20 protein-coding genes are annotated in these 23,326 nt (G+C 72.4%); 8 read left to right on the forward strand and 12 right to left on the reverse strand.

Annotation, left to right across the window (positions count from 1 at the left end; all coding sequences use genetic code 11):
* Positions 1-39 precede the first annotated feature (39 nt).
* Both ACFWZ2_RS11705 and ACFWZ2_RS11710 read right to left on the reverse strand, forming a co-directional pair.
* Entirely contained in the window at positions 40-2,289 is a 2,250-nt protein-coding gene (locus tag ACFWZ2_RS11705) for a helix-hairpin-helix domain-containing protein (RefSeq protein ID WP_384544885.1), read from the reverse strand.
* The gene (locus ACFWZ2_RS11710; RefSeq protein ID WP_384544886.1) at positions 2,286-3,266 is read right to left on the reverse strand and encodes an aldo/keto reductase; all 981 of its coding nucleotides are present in this window, start codon (positions 3,264-3,266) and stop codon (positions 2,286-2,288) included. The genes ACFWZ2_RS11705 and ACFWZ2_RS11710 overlap by 4 nt, the downstream gene beginning before the upstream one ends.
* Before the next feature lie 141 nt (positions 3,267-3,407).
* Here ACFWZ2_RS11710 and ACFWZ2_RS11715 point away from each other — a divergent pair, with 141 nt between their 5' ends.
* Together ACFWZ2_RS11715 and ACFWZ2_RS11720 are read left to right on the forward strand one after the other, a co-directional pair.
* Entirely contained in the window at positions 3,408-4,463 is a 1,056-nt protein-coding gene (locus ACFWZ2_RS11715; RefSeq protein ID WP_384544887.1) for an LLM class F420-dependent oxidoreductase, read from the forward strand.
* Positions 4,464-4,691: 228 nt separating this feature from the next.
* Positions 4,692-5,495 carry a ferritin-like domain-containing protein gene (locus ACFWZ2_RS11720; RefSeq protein WP_384544888.1) on the forward strand — a complete coding sequence of 268 codons (804 nt, stop codon included), beginning with the start codon at positions 4,692-4,694 and terminating at the stop codon, positions 5,493-5,495.
* Between the two features lie 5 nt (positions 5,496-5,500).
* Here the strand turns inward: ACFWZ2_RS11720 and corA are convergent, their stop codons facing one another.
* Positions 5,501-6,499 carry a magnesium/cobalt transporter CorA gene (gene corA / locus ACFWZ2_RS11725; protein ID WP_384544889.1) on the reverse strand — a complete coding sequence of 333 codons (999 nt, stop codon included), beginning with the start codon at positions 6,497-6,499 and terminating at the stop codon, positions 5,501-5,503.
* 60 nt (positions 6,500-6,559) lie between these two features.
* Here corA and ACFWZ2_RS11730 point away from each other — a divergent pair, with 60 nt between their 5' ends.
* The 5 genes from ACFWZ2_RS11730 to ACFWZ2_RS11750 all read left to right on the forward strand — a co-directional run bounded on the left by ACFWZ2_RS11730 (position 6,560) and on the right by ACFWZ2_RS11750 (position 13,298).
* Entirely contained in the window at positions 6,560-7,246 is a 687-nt protein-coding gene (locus tag ACFWZ2_RS11730) for a histidine phosphatase family protein (RefSeq protein ID WP_384544890.1), read from the forward strand.
* 103 nt (positions 7,247-7,349) lie between these two features.
* Entirely contained in the window at positions 7,350-7,940 is a 591-nt protein-coding gene (locus ACFWZ2_RS11735) for a DUF3090 domain-containing protein (protein ID WP_384544891.1), read from the forward strand.
* A complete protein-coding gene (locus ACFWZ2_RS11740; RefSeq protein ID WP_384544892.1) occupies positions 7,904-8,734 on the forward strand; it encodes an SCO1664 family protein in 831 nt (276 codons plus the stop codon). Before ACFWZ2_RS11735 ends, ACFWZ2_RS11740 begins: the two co-directional genes overlap by 37 nt.
* Positions 8,735-8,826: 92 nt before the next feature.
* A complete protein-coding gene (gene mshC / locus ACFWZ2_RS11745) occupies positions 8,827-10,056 on the forward strand; it encodes a cysteine--1-D-myo-inosityl 2-amino-2-deoxy-alpha-D-glucopyranoside ligase (RefSeq protein WP_384544893.1) in 1,230 nt (409 codons plus the stop codon).
* 146 nt (positions 10,057-10,202) lie between these two features.
* Positions 10,203-13,298, forward strand: coding sequence for an NPCBM/NEW2 domain-containing protein (locus tag ACFWZ2_RS11750; RefSeq protein ID WP_384544894.1), 3,096 nt, complete (start codon positions 10,203-10,205; stop codon positions 13,296-13,298).
* Between the two features lie 79 nt (positions 13,299-13,377).
* Here the strand turns inward: ACFWZ2_RS11750 and ACFWZ2_RS11755 are convergent, their stop codons facing one another.
* The 4 genes from ACFWZ2_RS11755 to ACFWZ2_RS11770 form a co-directional block, all read right to left on the reverse strand.
* The gene (locus ACFWZ2_RS11755) at positions 13,378-13,911 is read right to left on the reverse strand and encodes a hypothetical protein (protein ID WP_384544895.1); all 534 of its coding nucleotides are present in this window, start codon (positions 13,909-13,911) and stop codon (positions 13,378-13,380) included.
* A 54-nt stretch (positions 13,912-13,965) separates the two neighbouring features.
* Positions 13,966-15,723: a S8 family peptidase gene (locus ACFWZ2_RS11760; protein ID WP_384544896.1), complete on the reverse strand. Its 1,758-nt coding sequence runs from the start codon at positions 15,721-15,723 to the stop codon at positions 13,966-13,968.
* Positions 15,724-16,035: 312 nt separating this feature from the next.
* Positions 16,036-17,112, reverse strand: a complete 1,077-nt coding sequence (locus ACFWZ2_RS11765; protein ID WP_384544897.1) for a PAC2 family protein — start codon at positions 17,110-17,112, stop codon at positions 16,036-16,038.
* Between the two features lie 153 nt (positions 17,113-17,265).
* Positions 17,266-17,937, reverse strand: a complete 672-nt coding sequence (locus tag ACFWZ2_RS11770; protein WP_384544898.1) for a FadR/GntR family transcriptional regulator — start codon at positions 17,935-17,937, stop codon at positions 17,266-17,268.
* Between the two features lie 208 nt (positions 17,938-18,145).
* On the opposite strand from ACFWZ2_RS11770, the gene ACFWZ2_RS11775 reads away from it, so the two are divergent.
* Positions 18,146-18,697 (forward strand): MarR family winged helix-turn-helix transcriptional regulator, encoded by a 552-nt coding sequence (locus ACFWZ2_RS11775; RefSeq protein ID WP_384544899.1) that lies wholly within the window; start codon positions 18,146-18,148, stop codon positions 18,695-18,697.
* Here ACFWZ2_RS11775 and ACFWZ2_RS11780 read toward each other — a convergent pair.
* Genes ACFWZ2_RS11780 through ACFWZ2_RS11800 form a run of 5 tightly spaced genes read right to left on the reverse strand, consistent with a single transcriptional unit; the run spans position 18,667 to position 23,315 of the window.
* Complete coding sequence (locus ACFWZ2_RS11780) at positions 18,667-19,692, reverse strand: Rieske 2Fe-2S domain-containing protein (RefSeq protein ID WP_384544900.1); 1,026 nt, start codon at positions 19,690-19,692, stop codon at positions 18,667-18,669. The genes ACFWZ2_RS11775 and ACFWZ2_RS11780 overlap by 31 nt on opposite strands.
* A 1-nt stretch (position 19,693) precedes the next feature.
* Complete coding sequence (locus ACFWZ2_RS11785; RefSeq protein ID WP_384544901.1) at positions 19,694-19,918, reverse strand: recombinase-like helix-turn-helix domain-containing protein; 225 nt, start codon at positions 19,916-19,918, stop codon at positions 19,694-19,696.
* Positions 19,919-19,937: 19 nt separating this feature from the next.
* On the reverse strand, positions 19,938-20,876 hold the full coding sequence (locus ACFWZ2_RS11790) for a PDR/VanB family oxidoreductase (protein WP_384544902.1): 939 nt from the start codon (positions 20,874-20,876) through the stop codon (positions 19,938-19,940).
* Positions 20,877-20,888: 12 nt separating this feature from the next.
* A complete protein-coding gene (locus ACFWZ2_RS11795) occupies positions 20,889-22,520 on the reverse strand; it encodes a thiamine pyrophosphate-binding protein (protein WP_384544903.1) in 1,632 nt (543 codons plus the stop codon).
* 9 nt (positions 22,521-22,529) lie between these two features.
* The gene (locus ACFWZ2_RS11800; protein ID WP_384544904.1) at positions 22,530-23,315 is read right to left on the reverse strand and encodes an SDR family oxidoreductase; all 786 of its coding nucleotides are present in this window, start codon (positions 23,313-23,315) and stop codon (positions 22,530-22,532) included.
* Positions 23,316-23,326 lie beyond the last annotated feature (11 nt).

Below are 23,326 nucleotides of genomic sequence, written 5' to 3' on the forward strand. Positions count from 1 at the left end.
AGCGGCGCGCCTGTGCGTCTCAGGGGAGAGCGGGCCGGATCAGACGGCCACCGACGGCACCTGCGGGCGCAGCAGCGTCTGCAGCCGCGTCGTACGGTCCTTCCACAGGCGCTCGGCCACCGCGCGCGGCAGCGCCTGCTCCACGCCCTGCACCACCGAGAGATGGCGCTCGGCGCGGCCGAACGCGGTGTAGACCCACGGCCTCGTCAGAACCTGCGCCGCGTCGCCCGGCAGCACCACGACCACCGCGGGCCAGCGCAGCCCCGTCGCCTGGTGCGCGGTGAGCGCCCACGCGTGCCGCACTTCCTGCTCCACCCGCTCCTTGCGTACGACGACGGGGGCGCCGTCGCACTCCAGGTGCAGCCCCTCCGCGTCGGCCCGCACCACCCGGCCGAGCGTCGTGCGGCCCGCCGCCGGGACGTGCGCGACCCGGTCGCCGGGGTCGAAGCCGCCGAACCGGCCGGGGCCCGGGTTCAGCCGCTCCTTCAGCGCGGCGTTGAGCGCGCGGGTGCCCGCGGCGCCGCCGTGCCCGGGCGTGATGACCTGCGTCTGCTCGGCGGGCACCCCGATCGCCCTCGGCACCGAGTCCGCGACGAGCTGCACGGTGCGGTGGATCGCCTCGGCGGCGTCGCGCACCGGGACGATCACGACCTCCTTGCCGGGCGCGTCGACCTGGTTCAGCTCGCCGATGCCGATGCCCGAGACCAGCTCGCCGACGGGGCCGGGGTCCGGGGTGCGCGAGACGATCTGGGGGCAGCAGCGCGCGGCGAGCAGATCCGCGAAGACCCGTCCGGGACCCGCCGACCACAGCACGCCCGGGTCGCCGCTGAGCACCAGGCGGGCGCCGTCGGGCAGGGACTCCACGAGCATCGCCGCGGTCTCCACGTCCAACTGCGGTGCGTCAAGGACCACGAGGAGGTCGAGGGCGAGCGCGCCGTCCGCGTCCCGCCCGGGACCCTGGGCCCCGGCGAGCAGCCCCGCCACGGTCACCACGGCCGCCTCGTCCACGCCCGGCGCCCGCGCGAGGCGGCGGCGTCCGTCGGCGCTGTGGGTGGCCGCGCACACCCGCAGGCCGAGCGCCGCGGCGGCCGCCACCAGGGCGGCGGGCTCGGCCCGTGCGCTCTCGCCGCCGCTGTGCAGCACGAGGCCGTGTCCGGCGGCGGCGCGGATCAGCTCGGCGGCGGAACCGGACGCCTCGGCGGCGGCGGTCTCCCAGCCGTCGGTCCCGGGGCCCGAAGTCTCGTCCTTGGAGAGGGAGTTGATCACTCGGGCGAGCCCGTCGGCCAGGCTCTCCTCCGCCAGTGCGTACCGCTCGAGGCCGATCAGGACACGGACCGGGCGCCCGGCCTCGCCGTCCTCGTCGCCCTCGCCGTCCTGTCCTTCCGCATCGTCCGAGCGCTGGACCGGCACGTCCGCGCCCTCGATGGCGTCCTGGAAGACCAGGGCGTCGCCCTCCGCGACGGCGCTCTGCACCGCAGCTTCGGGATCCGGCACCGCGCGCTGTCCGAGCGCGGCGGTCAGCGCCGCGGCGTCGAGTGCGGTGTGCCCCGCGGCCGCGGCCTGTTCGAGTAGCCAGACGGTGATCGCACGGCCCCTGCGCTCGTCGTCGGGCCCGCAGGCGGCGCCGAGCAGCGCCCGCGCGAACCCGTCGGCCTGCTCGGTGCGCACTCCGGGAACCCGCAGCAACTGCCACGGGTCCTCCCGCAGTCGGTCCTCCGCGCCCTCGCCGAGCGCGGCCGCCGTCGGCTCCGCGAGCGCGGCGGGCGCGCCTCCCTCGGCGAGCACGGCCCGCACCGCGTCGACGGACTCCGCGGCGGGCGCCGACGCGGGCGCGGGCTGCTGTGTGCGCACGGGTTCGGCCGCGGGGGAGGGGGCGGGCCTGCGCGGCGCGGGCTCCGGCTCCCGGAAGGCGCTGGCGACGGGCTTCTCGCCGCTCTCCACGGCACGCACGGCGGCCAGCAGGTCGGCGGCCGTCCCGCTCAGCTTCGCCCCGGCGTCGATCGGCCCTTCCTTCGACGCCTTGCGCTGCTCGATCCGCTCCCGGAGCTCACGCTGCGCGGCGATCTCGGCCTCGGTCTCCGACAGCTCGGCGCTCTTGCCCTCACCGTCAGCGCCGTCAGCGCCTGCTGGGCTGTCGGCGCCATCCGTGCTCTCCGCCGCGTCCGCGTCCGCGTCCCGCGTCTCCGCGTCTCCCGCGTCAGGGGCGGCGTCCGGCGTGCCCGGCCCGGCTTCGTCCGCGGCGGCGGTCTCCGCTTCCTCCGCGGCAGCGGCTTCGGGCTCCGTACTCACAGCGTGCTCCAGTCTTGATCGGGATAGCGGTGCACGGGCGCCGACACATCGTCGAGCGCCTGGCAGATCTCGTCAGGAAGACTAAGGGTCTCCACTGACAATGCGGCCGTGAGCTGCTGCGCGTTGCGCGCGCCGACGATCGGGGCCGTCACTCCGGGGCGGTCGCGCACCCAGGCGAGGGCGACCTGGAGCGGGGTCGCCGCGAGGCCGTCGGCGGCGGTGGCGACCGCGTCGACGATGCGGCTCGCCGTGTCGTCCAGATACGGCGCGACGAACGGCGCCAACTGGTCGGACCCGCCGCGCGAGTCGGCCGGGGTCGAGTGGCGGTACTTGCCCGTGAGCACGCCGCGGCCGAGCGGCGAGGAGGGCAGCAGTCCGACGCCGAGGTCGACGGCCGCGGGCAGCACCTCGCGCTCGATGCCGCGCTGCAGCAGGGAGTACTCCATCTGCGTACTGGCGAGGCGGGTGCGGGTGCCGGGCGCGGCGAGCTGCCATGTCGCGGCCTTGGCCAGCTGCCAGCCGCAGAAGTTGGAGACGCCCGCATAGCGGGCCCGGCCGCTGCTGACCGCGATGTCGAGGGCCTGCAGGGTCTCGTCCAGGGGGGTGTCCTGGTCGAAGGCGTGCACCTGCCACAGGTCGACGTGGTCCGTGCCGAGGCGGGCGAGCGAGGCGTCAAGGGCGTCGAGCAGATGGCCGCGCGAGCCGTCGACGCGCCGCTCGGGGTCGGGCACGCTGCCCGCCTTGGTCGCGATGACCAGGTCGTGCCGCGGGACGAGACGTTCCATCAGGCGTCCGAGCAGGTACTCGGCCTCCCCGTCGCCGTACACGTCGGCCGTGTCGACGAGGGTGCCGCCCGCCTCCCAGAACGCCTTCACCAGGTCGGCGGCGTCGTTCTCGTCGGTGTGCCCCCAGGTGAGGGTGCCGAGTCCGATGCGGGACACACGCAGGCCGGTCCGGCCGAGATGCCTCTGCTCCATGGGCGCTGAGATTACTGTCCTGGCCCGTGCGGCGGGCGGGCCTGTGGACAAAGAAGCGACTGTGGAGAACTCGGCCACCCGCGCGCTACAGTCCCGGGCACAGGGACGTTACTCACGAGTACAGCGGTAAGGGGATCGGCCATGCAGCTCGGGATCAACCTCGGCTACTGGGGCGCCGGGATGGACGCGGACAATCTCGCCGTCGCCAAGGAGGCCGACCGGCTCGGCTACGCGGTCTGCTGGGCGGCGGAGGCGTACGGCTCGGATGCCGCGACGGTGCTTTCCTGGGTCGCCGCGCAGACCGAACGCATCGACATCGGATCCGCGATCTTCCAGATCCCGGCCCGCCAGCCCGCGATGACCGCGATGACGGCGGCCACCCTCGACTCGCTCTCCGGCGGCCGCTTCCGCCTGGGCCTCGGCGTCTCGGGCCCGCAGGTCTCCGAGGGCTGGTACGGCGTGAAGTTCGACAAGCCGCTGGCCCGCACCCGCGAGTACGTCGAGATCGTCCGCAAGGCGATGACCCGCGAGCGCCTCTCCTACGAGGGCGAGCACTGGACGCTGCCGCTGCCGGGCGGCCCGGGCAAGCCCATCAAGCTGACCGTCCACCCGCAGCGCGAGCACATCCCGCTGTACGTCGCGGCGATCGGCCCCAAGAACCTGGAGCAGACCGGCGAGATCGCCGACGGCGCCCTGCTGATCTTCCCGGCCGCCGAGCACCTGGAGGAGACCGCGATCAAGCACCTGCGGGCCGGGCGCGCGAAGGCGGGCAGGACGATGGAGGGCTTCGACATCGTCCCGACGCTGCCGCTCGCCGTCGGCGACGACTCCCAGGTGGACGCCCTCGCGGACATGTTCCGGCCGTACACCGCGCTGTACGTCGGCGGCATGGGCAGCCGCAAGCAGAACTTCTACAACCAGCTCGCGCAGCGCATGGGGTACGAGAAGGAGGCCGCCGAGATCCAGGACAAGTACCTGGCGGGCGACAAGGACGGTGCGGCCGCCGCGGTGCCGCAGCAGCTGATCGATTCGACGACCCTGCTGGGTTCGGTGGACCGCATCGCCGAGCGGATGCAGGCGTACGCGGCGGCCGGGGTGACCACGCTGACGCTGGCGCCCGCGGGCTTCACGCTGGAGGAGCGGCTCACCGCGCTGCGGGCCGGCACGGAGGCCCTGGAGCGTGCCGGACTGGCATAAGGCGGGAGGCGGGGGAGTTTCTGCGGCCGTGGTGGGGGCTCGGGGGGTCTTCCCCGCCACGGCCGTCACGGGGAACAACGCGTCACGGGGCCCTCGGTTACGGCCTCCGGATGCCGCCGCCGTCCTTCGTTCGGCGGAGCTGACCTGTACACCTGTTGCCCGGTGGTGAACCTCGCATTTGACTATTTCTTTGCGGAGGTTCGCGCAGCGGACATGGAGGTGCCAGTGATGCTTTCGGCCAAGAGTGTCTTCGAGGAAATCCTCGACAACGACGAGTCGTTCCGGCTCTTCTGCTCCATCGCCGCCAGCGGCGAGGCACAGGGCGGCTGGGAGAACGGCCGCATCGCCGCGCTCGTCCCGCGGGACGAACGCGCGCTCGCCCCCAAGATCGCCCGGCACGGCGCCGACGAGGACAAGCACGGCCGCATCTTCACCGCACTGCTGAAGAAGCGCGGCCTCGACCCCGTCGAGGTGCCGCACGAGACCGACTACACGATGCTCCTGGAGAAGCACGGCATCGGCCTCGCGCATGAACAGCTGAAGGCCGACGAGCCGCTCACCGTGCGGGACATCGTCACCTACCTCTCGCACAGCAGGGTCACCGAGCAGCGCGCCTCCGAGCAGATGCGGCTGCTGCTCAAGCACTTCGCCGACCACCCGGACATCGGCCGCGCGGTGCGGATGATCTCGCACGACGAGGACAACCATCTGGCGTACTGCCACGAGGAGTTGCTGCGCCTGGCCCGCGCCGGGCACGGCCGCGCCATCCAGCGCACCCTGCGCGAGTGCGCGCTCGCCGAGATCCGCGTCTACCGCGATGTGAGCCTCGCCGTGATGGACCACATGGGGCGCATCCTCGGCTGGCCGCCGGTCAAGCGGCAGGTGCTCGCCGCGGGCATCCACGGCATGTACGCGTACGAACGGTTCGTCGGCTGGCGGCGGATGGTGTCCCTGACGATGCCGCAGCGGCGCGACGCCCTGGGCGGCCCCGCGACGTCGGCACCCGGCTTCGCCCAGGGCACCTCTCCGTAGCCGCGCTACAGCCAGCCGCGGCGCTTGAACATGCGGTACAGGCCGAATTCGAGGACGACCATCAGCAGGATCACGGCCGGGTAGGCCCACCACCAGTGCAGCTCGGGCATGTGGTCGAAGTTCATGCCGTAGATGCCCGCGATCATCGTGGGGACGGCGGCCATCGCGGCCCACGCCGAGATCTTCCGCATGTCGTCGTTCTGCCGCACGCTCATCTGCGCCAGATGCGCGGACAGGATGTCCGACACGAGCCGGTCCAGGCCCTCCACCGATTCGTTGACGCGCGTCAGATGGTCGTTGACGTCCCGGAAGAAGGGCTGCGCCGCGTCGTCCACGAAGGGCACGGCGGGCGCGAAGGGGCCCGCTCCGGAGAGGCGGCCCAGAGGCAGCGCCAAGGGACCTGTGGCCCGGCGGAACTCGAGGATCTGCCGCTTGAACGTATAGATCCGCGAAGCGGTGTGCCGGGATCCGCCGCCGTCCGGCGAGAAGACCTCCGTCTCCAGGACCTCCAGGTCGGCCTGGAGTTCGTCGGCGACCTCCAGATAGTGGTCGACCGCGGCGTCGGCGATCGAGTACAGGACCGCCGTCGGGCCGTGCCTGAGGACGTCGGGGTCCGCCTCCAGGCGGTGGCGCACGGCCCCCAGGGGCGCGCCCTCGCCGTGCCGGACGGTCACCACGAACGAGTCGCCCACGAACACCATGACCTCGCCGGAGGAGACGGCGTCGCTGTCCGGCTCGTACACGACCGGCTTGATGACCATGAACAGCGAGTCGTCGTAGACCTCGAGCTTCGGCCGCTGATGGGCCTTGAGGGCGTCCTCCACGGCGAGCGGATGCAGCCCGAACTCCTGGCTGACCTTGTCGAACTCGGCCTCCGACGGCTCGTGCAGACCGATCCAGACGAACGCGTCGCCGGTGGCCCGCGCCTCGTCGAGGGCATCGGAGAAGTCCTCGGGGCCCTCGGTCCGGCGCCCCTCGCGGTAGATGGCGCAGTCGACGATCACACGGGCATTGTTCCCAACCCGCACAGGGGCCGCACCCCGCGGGCGCTTAGGCTGAGCCGCATGCCCACGTTGATCCTCGTCCGGCACGGACGTTCCACCGCCAACACCGCGGGGCTGCTCGCCGGGTGGACCCCCGGCGTGGCCCTCGACGAGCGGGGCGCCGCGCAGGCCGCCGCGCTGCCGGAGCGGCTCGCCGCCCTGCCGATCGCCGAGGTCGTCACGAGCCCTCTGCAGCGCTGCGCGGAGACCGTGGCGCCGCTGCTCGCCGCCAGGCCGGGTCTGCAGGCGCACACCGAGGACCGCATCGGGGAGTGCGACTACGGCGAATGGTCGGGCCGCAAGCTCGCCGAGCTGGCCGACGAGCCGCTGATGGAGGTCGTCCAGCGGCATCCGTCGGCCGCGGCGTTCCCCGGCGGCGAGTCCATGCGGGCGATGCAGACGCGGGCGGCCGAGGCGGTCCGCGAGTGGAACGCGCGCGTGGAGCGTGCCCACGGCGAGGACGCCGTCTATCTGATGTGCTCGCACGGCGACATCATCAAGTCCCTTGTCGCGGACGCCATCGGGCTCCACTTGGACCTCTTCCAGCGCATCTCCGTGGAGCCCTGTTCGGTCACCGTCATCCGTTACACGCGGCTGCGGCCCTTCCTCGTACGCCTGGGGGACACCGGGGACTTCGGGTCCCTCGCGCCCCGCGAGGAGCCGCCGAGCGGCGACGCGACGGTCGGTGGCGGTGCGGGCGCACCGTGATCGTCGCCCGCAGTAGGGTGAAGCGGGCCGAAGCAGGCCCGTAGCCGTCGTGCCACCGGTCGTGGCACGAGTACTTGCAGTCGATCCCAATGGAGAACAGGACGTGTCCCGTCAGGTGTTCCTCTACGACCCGCCGGAGCGTTTCGTCGCGGGAACGGTCGGGCTGCCCGGACGGCGTACCTTCTTCCTCCAGGCCTCCGCCGGTATCAGGGTGACCAGCGTCGCCCTGGAGAAGACCCAGGTGGCCGCGCTCGCCGAGCGCATGGAAGAGCTTCTCGACGAGGTCGTACGCCGCAGTGGGGGCAATGCCGCCGTGCCGGCCGTCGCGCCCGCCGAGATCACCGACAGCGCGCCGCTCGACTCCCCTGTGGAGGAGGAGTTCCGCGTCGGCACGATGGCGCTCGCCTGGGACGGCGAGGAGGAGCGGATGATCGTCGAGGCGCAGGCCCTCGTCGAGCTGGACGCCGAGTCCGAGGACGATCTCGCCGAGGCCGAGGAAAGGCTCCTCCAGGACGAGGAGAACGGCCCGCCGATGCTCCGTGTCCGGCTCACCGGCGCCCAGGCCCGTGCCTTCGCCAAGCGCGCCCTCGACGTCGTGAACGCCGGCCGCCCGCCGTGCCCCCTGTGCAGCCTGCCGCTCGATCCGGAAGGACACGTATGCCCGCGCCAGAACGGATACCGGCGGGGAGCGTGACCGCCGACCCCGTCACGCTCCTCACCCGCGGGGAGCTGACCGTGCGCGGGCAGATCCGTGAGGCGTCGAACGCGGTGCTCTACTGCACGGTGGCGTACGAGGGCCGGGAGGCCGCCTGCGTCTACAAGCCCGTCGCGGGGGAGCGGCCCCTGTGGGACTTCCCCGACGGCACGCTCGCGGGGCGCGAGGTCGCCGCGTACGAGGTGGCGCGGGCGATCCCCCAGGAGGGCTGGGACCTGGTGCCGCCGACCGTGCTGCGGGACGGGCCCTACGGAGAGGGCATGTGCCAGCTGTGGATCGAGGCGTCCGACGAGACGGAGCTGCTCGCCCTGGTCGACGGCGACGAGCCGGGCGACGGCTGGAAGGCGGTCGGCTTCGCGCGGGTCGACGAGGAGCGGACCGCGCTGCTCGTGCACGCCGACGACGCGCGTCTGCGGCGCATCGCCGTGCTCGACGCGGTGATCAACAACGGCGACCGCAAGGGCGGCCACCTGCTCGCAGCCGACGGCCGATTGCACGGCATCGACCACGGGGTCACGTTCAACGCCGAGGACAAGCTGCGCACGCTGCTGTGGGGCTGGGCGGGCGAGCCGCTGACCGAGGAGGCCGTCGAGGTCCTCGGGGCGCTGCGTGACGCTCTCAAGGAGGGCGCGGACCTCGCGGAGCGCCTGACCGGCCTGATCACCCCCGCGGAGGTCGACGCCACCCGCGCGCGGGTCGCCGCCCTCCTGTCCTCGGGGAAGCACCCGGAGCCGGGCGGGGACTGGCCCGCGATCCCCTGGCCACCGGTGTAACCGGGAGGAATCGGCCGGGCGGGCGCGGGCCCGGCCGAATCTCCTTGATCCCCCACTCGTATGCGGATGCCTCGTCCGGTTAGGCTCAGGGCATGCATGCCTGGCCCGCTTCTGAGGTCCCCGCCCTTCCTGGCAAGGGCCGCGACCTCCGGATCCACGACACCGCGACCGGTGGACTCGTCACCCTCGACCCCGGTCCCGTCGCCCGTATCTACGTCTGCGGCATCACTCCGTACGACGCGACCCACATGGGTCACGCGGCGACCTACAACGCGTTCGACCTCGTGCAGCGCGTGTGGCTCGACACCAAGCGGCAGGTTCACTACGTCCAGAACGTGACCGACGTGGACGACCCGCTCCTGGAACGCGCGAACCGCGACGGCAAGGACTGGGTCGAGCTCGCGGAGGGCGAGACCGCCCTGTTCCGCGAGGACATGACCGCGCTGCGTCTGCTGCCGCCGAAGCACTACATCGGAGCCGTCGAGGCGATACCCGGCATCGTGCCGCTCGTCGAACGGCTCCGTGACCTGGGCGCCGCCTATGAGCTCGAGGGCGACATCTACTTCTCCGTCGAGTCCGACGCCCACTTCGGGGAGGTGTCCGGGCTCGACGCGGCCGCCATGAAGCTGCTCTCCGCCGAGCGCGGCGGCGACCCGGACCGCCCGGGCAAGAAGGACCCGCTCGACCCGATGCTCTGGATGGCGGCCCGCGAGGGCGAGCCGAGCTGGGACGGCGGCACGCTGGGCCGCGGCAGGCCCGGCTGGCACATCGAGTGCGTCGCCATCGCCCTGGACCACCTGGGCATGGGCTTCGACGTGCAGGGCGGCGGCTCCGACCTCGCCTTCCCGCACCACGAGATGGGCGCCTCGCACGCCCAGGTCCTGACCGGCGAGTTCCCCTTCGCCAAGGCGTACGTCCACGCGGGCATGGTCGCCCTGGACGGCGCGAAGATGTCCAAGTCCAAGGGCAACCTCGTCTTCGTGTCCAAGCTGCGGCGCGACGGCGTGGACCCGGCGGCCATCCGCCTCGCCCTCCTCGGGCACCACTACCGCGCGGACTGGGAGTGGACCGACGCCGTTCTGGAGGAGGCCGTCGAGCGGCTCGGGCGCTGGCGTGCGGCGGTGTCCCGTCCCGACGGGCCGTCCGCCGAGGCGCTCGTCGAGGAGATCCGCGAGGCCCTCGCGAACGACCTGGACGCGCCTGCCGCTCTCGCGGCGGTCGACCGGTGGGCCGCGGCGCAGGCTGCCGCCGGCGGGACGGACGAGGGCGCGCCCGGCGTGGTCTCGCGTGCCGTGGACGCGTTGCTTGGCGTGGCCTTGTAGCAGTCGCCCGTGCTGAGGTCGATCGCCCTTCGGGCTCGTCCTCAAACGCCGGACAGGCTTTGAACCATCGGGGCCGCTCCTGAAGTCCAGGAGCGGCCCATCAAAGTCCATGGCCACGGAGGTCGTTGACGCGCTAGACCTCCGCCATGAGATCTCGCACCCGCTTCAGATCGGCGGCGGCCGCCGCCCTCGTGGGCCTGCTCGTGGCCTTCGTGGGGCCCGGCGGCACCGCACGAGCCGCCGACGAGCCCGCGACCACCGTCGGCGACGTCACCGCCTTCGACGCCGAAGGCCCCGTCTATCACTTGACCGCGGGCAAGGCCGAGGCCCGCGTCAGCTTCGTGTCGGCCGAGACCTTCAGGCTCGAACTCGCCCCCGACGGGAAGTTCACCGACCCGACGGGCAAGGACATCGTCCTGCCGCAGGGTGCGGCGCCGCGCACCAAGTGGGCGGACAAGGGCGACCGTTACGAGCTGAGCACCTCGCAGGTGACGCTGCGCGCCTACAAGTCTCCGCTGCGCTTCGCCCTGTACCGCGCCGACGGCAGCCGCGTCTGGGCCGAGTCCAAGGGCCTGTCCTGGACGAAGGACGCCACGACGCAGAGCCTGGCACGCGGCGCCGACGAGCAGTTCTACGGCGCCGGGATGCAGAACGGGCGCGGCAACACCTCGCACCGCGGCAAGAAGGTCGAGGTGAGCGTCGACTACGAGTGGGACGACGGCGGGCATCCCAACTCCGTGCCGTTCTACCTGTCTTCGGCCGGATACGGCGTCTTCCGGAACACCTACGCCCCCAACACGTACGACTTCGCCGAGCCCGTGACGGCCACCGCGAAGGAACGGCGCTTCGACGCCTACTACTTCGCGGGGCGCGGCGGCGACGCGGCCAAGGACGTCATCGGGCAGTACACGAAGCTCACCGGGAAGCCCTTCCTGCCGCCGGTCTACGGCATGGAGATCGGCGACGCCGACTGCTACCTGCACAACGCCAACCGCGGCGAGCGCCACACCCTGGACTCCCTGAAGGTCGCCGACGGCTACGTCGAGAACGACATGCCCAACGGCTGGATGCTCGTCAACGACGGCTACGGCTGCGGCTACGAGAACCTCGCCGAGACCTCCAAGGGCCTGGCCGAACGCAGGATGAAGATGGGCCTGTGGACCGAGGACGGCCTGGACAAGATCGCCGAGCAGGTCAAGGCGGGCCAGCGCGTCGCCAAGCTGGACGTCGCCTGGGTCGGCGACGGCTACAAGAAGGCCCTCGACGGCTGCAAGGACGCGTACCAGGGCATCGAGGACAACAGCGATGCCCGCGGCTTCACCTGGGCCCCGGAGAGCTGGTCGGGCGCGCAGCGCTGCGGCGTGCAGTGGTCCGGCGACCAGAGCGGCAGCTGGGAGTACATCCGCTGGCAGATCCCGACGTACGCCGGGTCGACCATGTCCGGGCTCGCGTACACGACCGGCGACGTCGACGGCATCTTCGGCGGCAGCCCCAAGACGTACGTACGCGATCTGCAGTGGAAGATGTTCCTGCCGGTCACGATGACGATGGACGGCTGGGCCGCGAGCGACAAGCAGCCCTTCCGGTACGGCGAGCCCTACACCTCCATCAACCGCACGTACCTGAAGCTGCACGAATCGCTGCTTCCCTACCTGTACTCGTACGCCCACGAAGCGACGAAGACCGGTGTGGGCGCCGTACGGCCGCTGGCCTTGGAGTACCCCCATGACCCCAAGACCGCGACCGACGCCGCCAAGTACGAGTTCCTGACCGGCGAGGACTTCCTCGTGGCGCCCGTCTACAAGGACACCACCACCTGGGACGGCATCTATCTGCCCAAGGGCACCTGGACCGACTACTGGACCGGGCGCACCTACCAGGGGCCGACCACCGTAGACGGCTACAGCGCGCCCCTCGACACGCTGCCCCTCTTCGTCAAGGGCGGTGCGACCGTGCCGATGTGGCCGGGCGGCATCCGCTCCTACGAGGACAGGACGGCGGACTCGCCGCTCGCCTGGGACATCTACCCGCAGGGGAAGTCGTCCTTCGAGCTGTACGAGGACGACGGCGTGACCCGGCAGCACCGCGCGGGGAAGTACGCCGTCCAGCGGGCGGACGTGCGGGCGCCGCGCTCCGGCGCGGGTGACGTGAGCGTGCGGATCGGTGCGAGCAAGGGCGAGTTCGCCGGGAAGCAGAGCACGCGGCCCTACGCGTTCACGCTGCACACCGGGGACGCGCCGAGCCGCGTGGAACTCGACGGCCAGCGCCTGCCCGAGCTCACGTCGCAGGACGCGTACGACGGCGCACGGCAGGGCTGGTTCTACGACAGGGACGACCGCGGCGGCGTCGTCAAGGTGAAGACGGCCGCTCGACGCACCGATCGGGCCTTCCGGTTGACGCTCGACGACACCAGCGCGGTCGGCGGTGCCGTGCCCGGGGCGCAGGCCGCCGTGCATGTTCCCGCGGGCCAGGAACTCGGCGCCGGTACGCCGGGGAAGCTCGCCGTCGACGTCACCGCGGGCACGAAGGACGCCACCGGGGTCGATGTCACCCTCGACGTGCCCGAGGGCTGGACCGCGGGCACCTTCGAGGCCGACCGGATCCCGGCGGGCAGCACGCGCCGCGTCGAGGTGGCGCTCACCCCGGCCAAGGGCGCGGACCCCGGTGAGAAGACGCTCACCGCGTCCGCCCGCTACCGCTCGGCGGGCCAGGAGCGCACCGCCACCGGCCGGTTCGCCCTCGGCGTGATGCCGGAGGCGCCCGACAAGGACACCTGGGCGAGCGACATGGTGTGGCTGAAGTCCACCAACGGCTACGGTCCCGCCGAACGCGACCGCAGCAACGGCGAGTCGGGCGCCGACGACGGGCATCCGCTGACCCTCGCGGGAAAGACGTACGAGAAGGGGATCGGCACGCACGCCGACTCCGTCATCGAGGTCTATCCGGGCGGCCGCTGCTCGCAGTTCACCGCGGACGCGGGCATCGACGACGAGATCAACGGCTATGGCGAGGTGGCCTTCTCGGTCGAGGCCGACGGCAAGGTGCTGTGGACCTCGCCGAAGGTGACGGGCGCGTCGGCGACCGTGCCGGTGGACGTCGACGTGCGCGGCGCCCGGCACGTGGTCCTGAAGGCGACGGACACCAACGGCTCCAAGAGCGGGGACCACGCGGACTGGGCCGCGGCCAGGTTCGCCTGCGAAGAGCAACAGGGGATAGGAACAGGGGATAGGAGCAAGGGATAGGAACAGGTGAGCGGCGCCGGGCGGGAGGTCTCCGCCCGGCGCCGCCGTTCACCGCGGTGCGTCGTCCCTCAGGCCGTCATCACCTGGTGATCACGATCGCGAGGAGCAGGCTCGGGTTGGTCGTGTCGTAGTAGCCGATCACGGTGTGCCCGAAGGCGAAGGCCTCCTGCACCTGGTCGTGGGTGGTGTCCAGCGGGTCGACGTACACGCGCCAGCTGTTGTCGATGAGCAGATAGAGCAGGGGAGACTGGCCGGGCAGCGGCTGGACGAGGTCCCAGTACGCCGTCGCGATGCCCGACGTGATGTTCTGCGTCGAGATCTGCGGGGCCTGCGCCTGGGGGACCTGCTCCGCGCCCATCTGCTGCAGCAGGCCTTGGAACGGCTGCTGCTGACCGAGCTGCTGGAGCTGCTGCTGCAGGTGCTGCGGGACCTGCTGGCCCTGGATGCCCTGCTGGCCCTGGATGCTCGGCGGGCCGAACGGCTGCCGCTGTCCGATGCCCTGCTGGCCGAACGGCTGCTGGCCGTACTGCTGCGGCGGGGCCGTGCTCGGTCCCTGCTGGCCGTACTGCTGTCCCTGCTGGCCCAGTTGACTCATTTGCGGGGTGGTGCTCATGCGGGTGCCACCTTCCCTCAATGGTTGTGGTCCTTCAGCAGTGCTGGTCGTGCTTCAGCCCGTGACGACCAGGCCGACGACCTCGTCGTCCGAGAACCAGACGCGTACGTCCGGCTGACCCCCGGCGAAGGCGGCGTGCACCGCCTGACGCATTTCGGGGGACGGGTTGTTGAGGTTGCGCCACTCCCCGGCAACGAACAGCCGCAGGCGCGGCGGGAGTTCGGGGGGATAGGGGAGGAGTTCGTCCCAGTACCGCTCGGCGCGGCCCGAACCGACCGCGGACGGCAGCAGGTTGGTGACCGCCGACTTGAGGTCGGGGCGGTTGCCGATCCGCTGCGAAGCGGGCCTGCCCGGGGCGTCCTGCTGCGGCGATCCGGTGGAGCGCAGCACCGCGCGCGCCCGGTCCGGCGTCATCGGCTGCTGGCCCGAGGCCTTGAGCATGCCCTGCAGCGCCGCGAGGGCGCCGACGACGATCGGTGACGCGGAGGACGTGCCGGAGAACGTGTCGGTGTACCAGGCGATCTCCTCGGCGCCGCCCTGCAGATCGCCTGGCCGGTCCCAGAAGCCGCCGGTCGTGGTGGTCTCGCGGCCCCAGCCCTGCGCGTCCACGCGGGCGCCGTAGTTGGAGAACGCCAGGCGCGAGCGGTCGGGTCCGTGGTCGCGGCCGTGGGTGCCGGGCGGCGGTGCGCCCGCGCCGACCAGGACCGCGCCGGAGGAGCGGTTGGTGGGGTTGAACGGGTTGCGCCACCAGGACGGGAACCCGTCGGGCCTGCGCTCGTACGCCGCGTCGTCCAGGGACTCGGCGCCGTTGCCCGCCGCGCCCACGACGAGGACGCCCTTGGCGGTGGCGTAGCGCACCGCGGCGTAGTCGTCGGGCCACCACTCGATGGCGATGTAGCCCTTCTGGTCGTCGCGCGGCTCGAAGTCGAACTTCGGTCCCGGACGGTGCAGTTCGAGCAGGATGATGTCGCCCGGGTGCAGCCGGTCGGCCGCCGCGTGGATGGTGGCCGCCGTGCCGAGCGGCTGGAAGGAGGCGGCCGCGGTCACGGCCTCCGGCGCGATGCCGGTGATGCCGACGTTGTTGCGGTCGCCGCCGATGACGCCGATCACCGCGGTGCCGTGGTTGCGCCAGGCCACGTCCTGGATGGGCGTGCCGATGACGAGGCCCGCGAGCTTGGCGGCCAGGTCCTCGTGGCGCAGCTGCCAGGAGCCCTCCACGTCGATGACGGTGACGCCCTCGCCGGAGCCGCCGAGCCGCTGCCAGGCCCAGCGGGCGTCGATGCCCTCGGGGGCCGGGTTCAAGTAGCCCTGCCTGCTGGTGAAGTCGGGCGTGACGGGCATGCCCTCCTTGCGCTTCCTGGCCGCCTCGTCGGGGTCCTGCGGCCGGAGCGGCGAGGGCTCGATGGAGGCGGGGACGGCGCCCGGCTTGACGTACGCCGTGTCGATGCCCGGCAGCGCCGCGATCCGGGAGCGCAGTTCCTCGGCCCGGTCGTCGCCGCCGCGGACGCGGTAGAAGAGCGCGAGGTCGGGCAGGTCCTCCTCGCCGGCGCCCGAGGGGGCGGCGGCGTGCAGCCGCTCCTCGCTGCCGAACAGCGGCTCCAGGGAGAGCTGTTCGTCGGTCAGGAACATGTTCAGGGCCGACACGTCGGAGCCTGACGCCGAGCGGATCTCGCGCTCCCCGGCGCGCAGCCGGGCCTCGGGCCGTGCGACGACGATCAGTTCCCGCTCGGCTCCTCGGTAGGTGAATCCCATTCCGTCGGGGCCCGGGCCGCTGGCTCCGGGGTCCCGCGCCGGGTCTGCCTGGTCGGTCATCGCTTCACCGCTCCCTTCGGTCCTTGCCGGTGCCGTGCTGTGCGCAGCCGCGCCTTCGGGGCACACCTTGCTACTGGCTCGCCGACTCGTCCACCCCCCTTTTGCGCAACGGAGTTTGAAGGGATGTTGAAGAGGGAACCCCGGGCAATTGGTCCGGAAAGCGATGTCACGCCCTCATCAGGCCAAAGACGTACGAGGTGTCAGGGGTGTGCGGGGTGGGGGCGACGCGAAGGGGCGGCACCCCCGTGGGTGCCGCCCCTCGCGTGAACGGTGTGCCGCGCGGCCGTGCCGGGCGGTGATGCCGCGGTCGTGTCAGTCGTCCGAGGACTCGGCCGTACCCGCCTCGCCCGGATCGTCGCTGTCGTCGCCGCTGCCGTCACCGCTCCCGGCGCTCTGCTCAGGGCCCTGCTCGGGGCTCTGCTCCGGCGGCCGCTGCGAGGGCTTCGGCTTCGGCGGGCGGGTCCGTTCGCTGGGCGTATCGCGCAGGTAGGCCGCGCCCTCGCCGTCCGTGGCGTGGCCGCCCGGCTGGCCGGGGCCCGCGGGTCCGCCGCCGTCGCGGCGGCGCAGATAGCGCTCGAACTCGCGGGCGATGGCCTCGCCCGACGCCTCGGGCAGCTCGGCGGTGTCCCGCGCCTCCTCCAGGGACTGGACGTACTCGGCGACCTCGCTGTCCTCGGCGGCCAGCTGGTCCACGCCCAGCTGCCAGGCGCGCGCGTCCTCGGCCAGCTCGCCCAGCGGGATGCGCAGGTCGATGAGGTCTTCGAGGCGGTTGAGGAGCGCCAGCGTGGCCTTGGGGTTCGGCGGCTGCGAGACGTAGTGCGGGACGGCGGCCCAGAGGCTGACGGCGGGGACGCCCGCGTGCGTGCAGGCCTCCTGGAGGATGCCGACGATGCCCGTCGGGCCCTCGTACTTGGTCTCCTCCAGGTCCATCGTGCGCGCCAGGTCCGGGTCGGACGTGACACCGCTGACCGGGACGGGGCGGGTGTGCGGGGTGTCGCCGAGCAGCGCACCCATGATCACGACCAGTTCGACGCCCAGTTCGTGCGCGAAGCCCAGGATCTCGTTGCAGAACGACCGCCAGCGCATGGACGGCTCGATGCCCCGGACCAGGACGAGGTCGCGCGGCTTGTCGCCGCCGACGCGCACCACCGAGAGGCGGGTCGTGGGCCATGTGATCCTGCGCACCCCGCCGTCGAGCCAGACGGTCGGACGGTTGACCTGGAAGTCGTAGTAGTCCTCGGCGTCGAGCGCCGCGAACACCTCGCCCTTCCACTCCTTGTCGAGATGCGCGACCGCGGCGGAGGCGGCGTCGCCGGCGTCGTTCCAGCCCTCGAACGCGGCCACCATGACCGGGTCGACCAGCTCGGGAACCCCCTCGAGCTCGATCACCCAGGCCTCCTTCCGACGTTCCCTTGCGTACGCCCCAACCTTACGGCGTCGGCGGGGGCCCTCCGCAGCCCCCTTGCGTGGGGGAGTGACCGGAACACTGCCCAGGTCATCCGCGCGTCACTCATGTCCTGCGGTGGTGTGTCCCGCACGGTTTCAGAGTGTGGAGCGCAGCCACTGCTCCACGCTCGCGATGTGCACCGTCGCCCAGGACCTGGCGGCCTCCGCGTCGCGGTCGCGCAGCGCGGTGAGGATCGCGCGGTGCTCGTGCAGGGTGCGGCTCACCGCGTCCTCCTGGGTCAGGCCGCGCCAGACGCGGGCCCGGGTGGTGGGGCCCGACAGGCCGTCCAGGAGGGAGCAGAGCACCGAGTTCCCGGCGGCCTGCACGATGCCGCGGTGGAACTCCAGGTCGCAGGCGACCAGCTCCTCCACGGAGGGTGCGGCGCCGAGCGCGTCCAACTGCTGGGTCAGCGTGTCCAGTTCGGCCTCGGTGATGTGCACGCTCGCCATCGCCGTCGCTGCCGGTTCGAGGATGCGGCGCACCGCGAGGAACTCGAGGACCGTGTCGTCGCGGTGGAAGTCGACGACGAAACTCAGCGCCTCCAGGAGGAGTTGCGGGTCCAGGCTGGTGACGTAGGTGCCGTCGCCCTGGCGTACGTCGAGGATGCGGATCAGCGAGAGGGCGCGCACCGCCTCGCGCAGGGAGTTGCGCGAAAGGCCCAGGTCCGCGGCGAGTTCACTCTCCTTGGGCAGCCGGTCGCCGGGGCGCAGCGCGCCTGAGACGATCATGCCCTTGATCTTTTCGATGGCCTCGTCGGTGACAGCCATGGGGACCTCGCCTCAAGAGTCATAAGAGCCGGACGACATCGGAGCCGGAGAGACCTCCGATGTATGCGGCGATTATGGCCCGTGGCACAGCCGTTGCGCACCAGGGTGAGGGGATTGCCCGCATTCCTTGAGGGCTAAGATTTCCGTACGGCTCCGGCGCACCGCCGGACGGCACGACCGAGGGCGGTCGCGGGAGGGCAGGCGGCAGATGGCCGGGAAGAAGGCGGCGCAGCAGCCGGACGCGGTGGCGTCGATCATCGAGGACTGGGCGCGCGAGCGGCCCGAGCTCGACACCTCGCCCCTGGAGGTCCTGGCCCGCCTGCACCGCACGTTCCTGCGCTACAACACCCGGCTGACCTCCGCGATCGAACGGCACGGGCTCGCGGTCGCCGGATTCGACGTGCTGACCGCGCTGCGCAGGGCCGGGGCGCCGTACCGCCTCACGGCGGGGCAGCTCGCCGACTCGGGCCTGGTCTCGTCGGCCGGGGTGACGCTGCGCATCGACCGTCTGGAGAAGGACGGCCTGATCGTGCGCGAGCGCGACGCGGAGGACCGCCGCGTCGTCCACTCGCGGCTCACCGACGCCGGGCTCGCGAAGATCGACGAGGTGTTCGCCGAGCATCTCGACAACGAACGCCGGATGCTCGGCGGACTCTCGCCCGCCGAGTGCCGCCAGCTGGCCCGCCTCATGTCCAAGCTGGAGCGGTCCATCACGGAGTCCGACGCACCTCAGGAAGCGGACGACCGAGGCAGGGCCTGAGCCGCCGCCTCCGCGCGGTACATGCGGCGCAGCCGGACCACGCCCAGGTCGTGCTGGTAGAGGTTCTCGCGCTGGTCGGCGTCGGCCGGCATGGCCTCCAGCATCACCCGGTCCTGTTCGAGGACCTGCCAGTGGCGCTCCTCGATGAGGGTCTTGTAGAGGAAGCGCCAGGTGTCGCGCCGCCAGCCCTGGACGCGGCGGTAGCGCCAGAAGAAGACGCCTGTGCGGTGCTCGTCGACCGGGCAGACCATGCCGACGATCCCGAAGGGGCCGCCGGGGCCCGCGGACGGCGGGTACGGAATGGTCAGGTCCACCCAGTCGACGCCGGTGCGGCACAGCTCGACCCAGTCGAAGTTGACGCCCCGCTGGTCGGTCTTCTCGAAGAAGTAGCCGCGGTCCGTCTCGCGGATCCGGAACTTGGCGGTGGTGTCGCCGTCGTACATGGTGTGCGACTCGTGGTGGAGGAACGCGCCGTGCATCGGGTCGAGGAGGTTCTCCACCGCGAACCGCCAGGGGCCGTTCCATTCCGCGTAGCAGAGGATCGCGTCGACGTCGGGGTCGGTGAGCGGCTCGGGCAGCGTCAGTTCGGCCGGTTCGGGGTGGCGCTCGTCGCCGAAGTACGCGAGGACGGCGCCGCCGGCCTCCCGCACGGGCAGCGAGGTGACGAGCTTCTTGCCCTCCAGGTTGCAGCCCGGCAGCCCCGGCACGGACGAGACGGTGCCGTCGGTCTCGACCTCCACGCCGTGGTACCAGCACGCCACCCGGTCGCCCAGGTGCTTGCCCAGGGACAGGGGCGCGCCGCGGTGCGGGCAGCGGTCGGCGAGCATCGAGAGGGTGCCGTCGGAGCGGCGGAACAGGAGCCACTGCTCGCCGAGCGCCGTCACCTTGCGCATCGCGCCGGGCGCGACGAAGGAGGAGGGGACGACGGGGTGCCACTGGTTGCGCAGCCCCGTGGCGTGGATGTGCTCGGCGGAGTCGTGCACGGACAGCGTCATCTCAGGCTCCCAGTCGGTTCATCTCGGCGCGGAAGGACTCCTCGGTCCAGGGCGCGCCGTCGGGCGCGTGGACCTGGCGGGCGTTCAACCCGCCGACGACGTCCGCGAGTTCATGGCCCTCCTTGGTGAAGACCTCTTCGAGGGTCGCGGCCAGCTTGTACTCGTACGGGGTCGGCTCGTGCGTACGGGACTGGTGGGCGTCCAGGTACGGCCAGGTGGTGGTCACTGTTGCCTCCGGTGGGGAATTACAGGTCGAGGACGAGACGACCGGACGCGCAGCGCGAGACGCAGATCATCATCGAGGTGTTGGCCGCGTGCTCGGCCTCGCTGAGCAGGAAGTCACGGTGGTCGGGCGTGCCGTCGAGCACCCGGGTCTCGCAGCTGCCGCAGATGCCTTCCTGGCAGGAACTGCTGACCGTGATCCCGGCCGCCTGAGCGGCCCGCAGGACCGAGGTGTCCCCGTCGACGGAGAGGGTCACGCCGGAGCGGCGGCACTCCACCTCGAACGCACAGTCACCCCCGGTGCGCTCCACGGCGGGCGCCGCGAACCGCTCCACGCGCAGCCGCCCGGCCGGGCAGGCGGACTCCACGGCGGCGAGCAGCGGCTCAGGGCCGCAGCAGTACACGAGCGTGCCGTCGGACAGGCCGTCGAGCGCGGCGGCCGGATCGATGTGACCGTGCTCGTCCTGCGGGACGAGCGTCAACACGCCGTCCAGGGCCGCGAGCTCATCGGTGAAGGCCATCGAGGAGCGGGTGCGCCCGCCGTAGGTGAGCCGCCAGGGCACACCGCGCCGCGCCGCCTCGCGGGCCATCGTGAGGATCGGGGTGATCCCGATGCCGCCAGCGACGAACACATAGGCCGACGCGTCCTCCAGGGGGAAGTGGTTGCGCGGCTCGGACACGGTGACGGTCTGGCCGGGCCGCAGCCGCGTATGCACATGGTGCGAACCGCCGCGCGAGGCGGGCGCGTTGAGTACGCCGACGCGGTACACCGAGAGGTCGCGCGGATCGCCGCACAGGCTGTACTGGCGGATCTGCCCGCCCACGTGGACGTCGAGGTGTGCGCCGGGCGCCCAGGCGGGCAGGGGCTTGCCGTCCGGGTGGGCGAGCTCGACGGAGAGGACGCCGTCGGCCTCCCACGTCATGCGGCGCACCCGCAGGTCGATGAGGGGCTCCGAGGTCATGGCTGGGCCTCCCTACGCGGCGGGGATCGTCACGGGCGGGGTGAACGGGCTCTTCATCGGGCCGAGGCGGGCCAGGTCGACCTCGACGAGGGCCGGCCCTTCGGAGGCGACGGCGTGCCCGATCACGGGGTGCGCGTCCTCCTCGGCGGCGATCCTGGCGTAGGGCAACCCGCAGGCCCGCGCGAGGAGTTCGAAGTCGGGCGTGGCGAGGTCCACGCCCGAGCGGCGCTCGCTGTAGCGGTCCTGCATGTTGCGGAGCACGCCGTAACCGCCGTCGTTGAAGACGATCAGGGTCAGGCGCGGCCGCTCCTGGGCGAGGGTGAGCAGCTCGCCCAGGTGCACCGCGAGGCCGCCGTCGCCCGCGAGGACCACCGTGGGCGCCCCGGGCCGCGCGAGCGCCGCCCCGATGCCCATGCCGAGGCCCTGTCCGATGCCGCCGCCGCGCGGGAAGACGTTGTCGCGCGGGTCGTACATCTCCAGGAGCCGGTTGCCCCAGCTGCTGGACGGGATGGTCACGTCGCGGGCGATCACCGCCGCGCGGGGCAGCGCGGCCCGGATCGCCGCGCAGATCGCGGCCTGCGGCCCGATGGCGTCGCGCAGGTTCGCGCGTACTTCCTCGCGCACGGCGGTGACGCGGGCGTCCCAGCCGGATTCGCCGGTGGTGTGCCGCGCGTACGGAAGGAGTGCCGTGAGCACCTCGGACGCGTCGCCGCACAGGGTGTGCCGGGCCGGGTAGACGCGGCCGAGCGCGGCCGGGTCGATGTCGATCTGGAGGTGGGCGGCGGGCAGTTCGAGTCCGTAGTCGGCGGTCTCGTTGGACCGGAAGTGCGTGCCGACGGTGAGGAGCAGATCGGCGTCGGCGAGCAGCGCGCGTGTCGCGGGCGCCGTGGCGAAGTTCCCGATGACGCGCGGGTCGTCCTCCGGGACCGTGCCGCGCCCCGAGTTGGAGGTGAGGAGCCCCGCGCCGGTGGCGTCGAGCAGCGCGGCCAGCGGGGCGCCCGCGCGGGTGGCGCCGCCGCCCGCCCAGACGAGGGGACGCCGCGCCGACGCCAACAGCTCGCCCGCGGCGGCCAGTTCGGCACCGACCGGCGCCGTGAGGATCGGCTCGGGTATGTCGATGGCGGCATCGGTCTGCGCCGCGTACTGCAGGTCCACCGGCCACTCCACGCTCGCCGGGCCGCCCGGCGCGGCGAGGGCGGCACGGGCCGCCTCGCGCAGGACGCGCCCCGCGGCCGCGGCGGACGGCACGGTCGCCGCGTACGCCGACACGGCCTTGAGCATGCCCAGTTGGTCCTTGGTCTCGTGGATGAAGCCGCGCCCGCTGCCGAGGTACGCGCTCTCCACCTGCCCCGTGACGTGCAGCACGGACGTGCCCGCGCTGAGCGCCTCGACGAGCGACCCGGCGGCGTTGCCCGCCCCGGTGCCGGTCGAGGTGAGGGCGCAGCCCAGTGAGCCGCGGGCCCGGCCGTGGGCGTCGGCGGCGTTCACCGCGGTCGCCTCGTGCCGCACGGGCACGAAGCGCAGCTCCCGGTCGACGGCCTCGACCAGCGGCAGATTGTGCACGCTGACGATGCCGAAGACCGTGTCGATGCCGAGTTCGCGCAGCACGGCGACGAGGAGATCGCCTCCGTTGTCGTAATGCATGAGGGCTCCTCAGAGGATGCCGCGGCCGACTCCGCCGCAGACGTCGATGCTGGTTCCTGTGATGTACGAGGCGCGCGGCGAGAGCAGCGCGACGATCGCGTACGCCACCTCGTCGGCCCGCCCGAGCCGTCCGAGCGCGATGCCCCGGTCGGCGGCCAGCTCGGCCTGCCACTCCTGGTAGCCGAGCCCGGAGCCGGCGGCGGCGTGCCGGCGCGTCCACTGGCCGGTGTCGACAAGCCCCAGGCAGACGGAGTTGACGCGGATGCCGTCGGGGGCGAGGTCCGCCGAGAGGGACTTGGAGAGGTTGAGGATGCCCGCGCGGGCGGCGCTGGTCGTGATCAGGCGGGGCTCGGGCTGTTTGGCGAGGACGGCGTTGACGTTGACGACGCAGGCGGCGGCCGAGGCGCGCAGCCACGGCAGGGCCGCCTGGAGGGGGTTGAGGACGCCCGTGAACTTCAGCTCCAGCTCGTCGCGCCAGTCCTCGGCGGTCGCGTCGGCGAAGCCCTTCATGCGGGACTGCCCCGCGTTGTTGACGAGCCCGTCGATGCCGCCGAACTCCGTCGCGGCGCGGTGCGTGAAGTCCCGTACGGCAGCGGCGTCCCGTACGTCGCAGACGCCGGTGAGGAGACGGTCGCCCGCGCCCAGCTCGGCGGCGGCCCCGGCGAGCCGGTCGGCGTCGCGGCCGCAGGTGGCCACCCGTGCGCCCTCGTCGAGCAGGGCGCGGACCGTGGCCAGGCCGACGCCCGAGCTGCCGCCGGTGACCAGGACGGTCCGTTCGGCGAGGCCCAGATCCATAACTGATGGCT

The organism is Streptomyces sp. NPDC059002, from assembly GCF_042740435.1.
GTDB lineage: Bacteria > Actinomycetota > Actinomycetes > Streptomycetales > Streptomycetaceae > Streptomyces.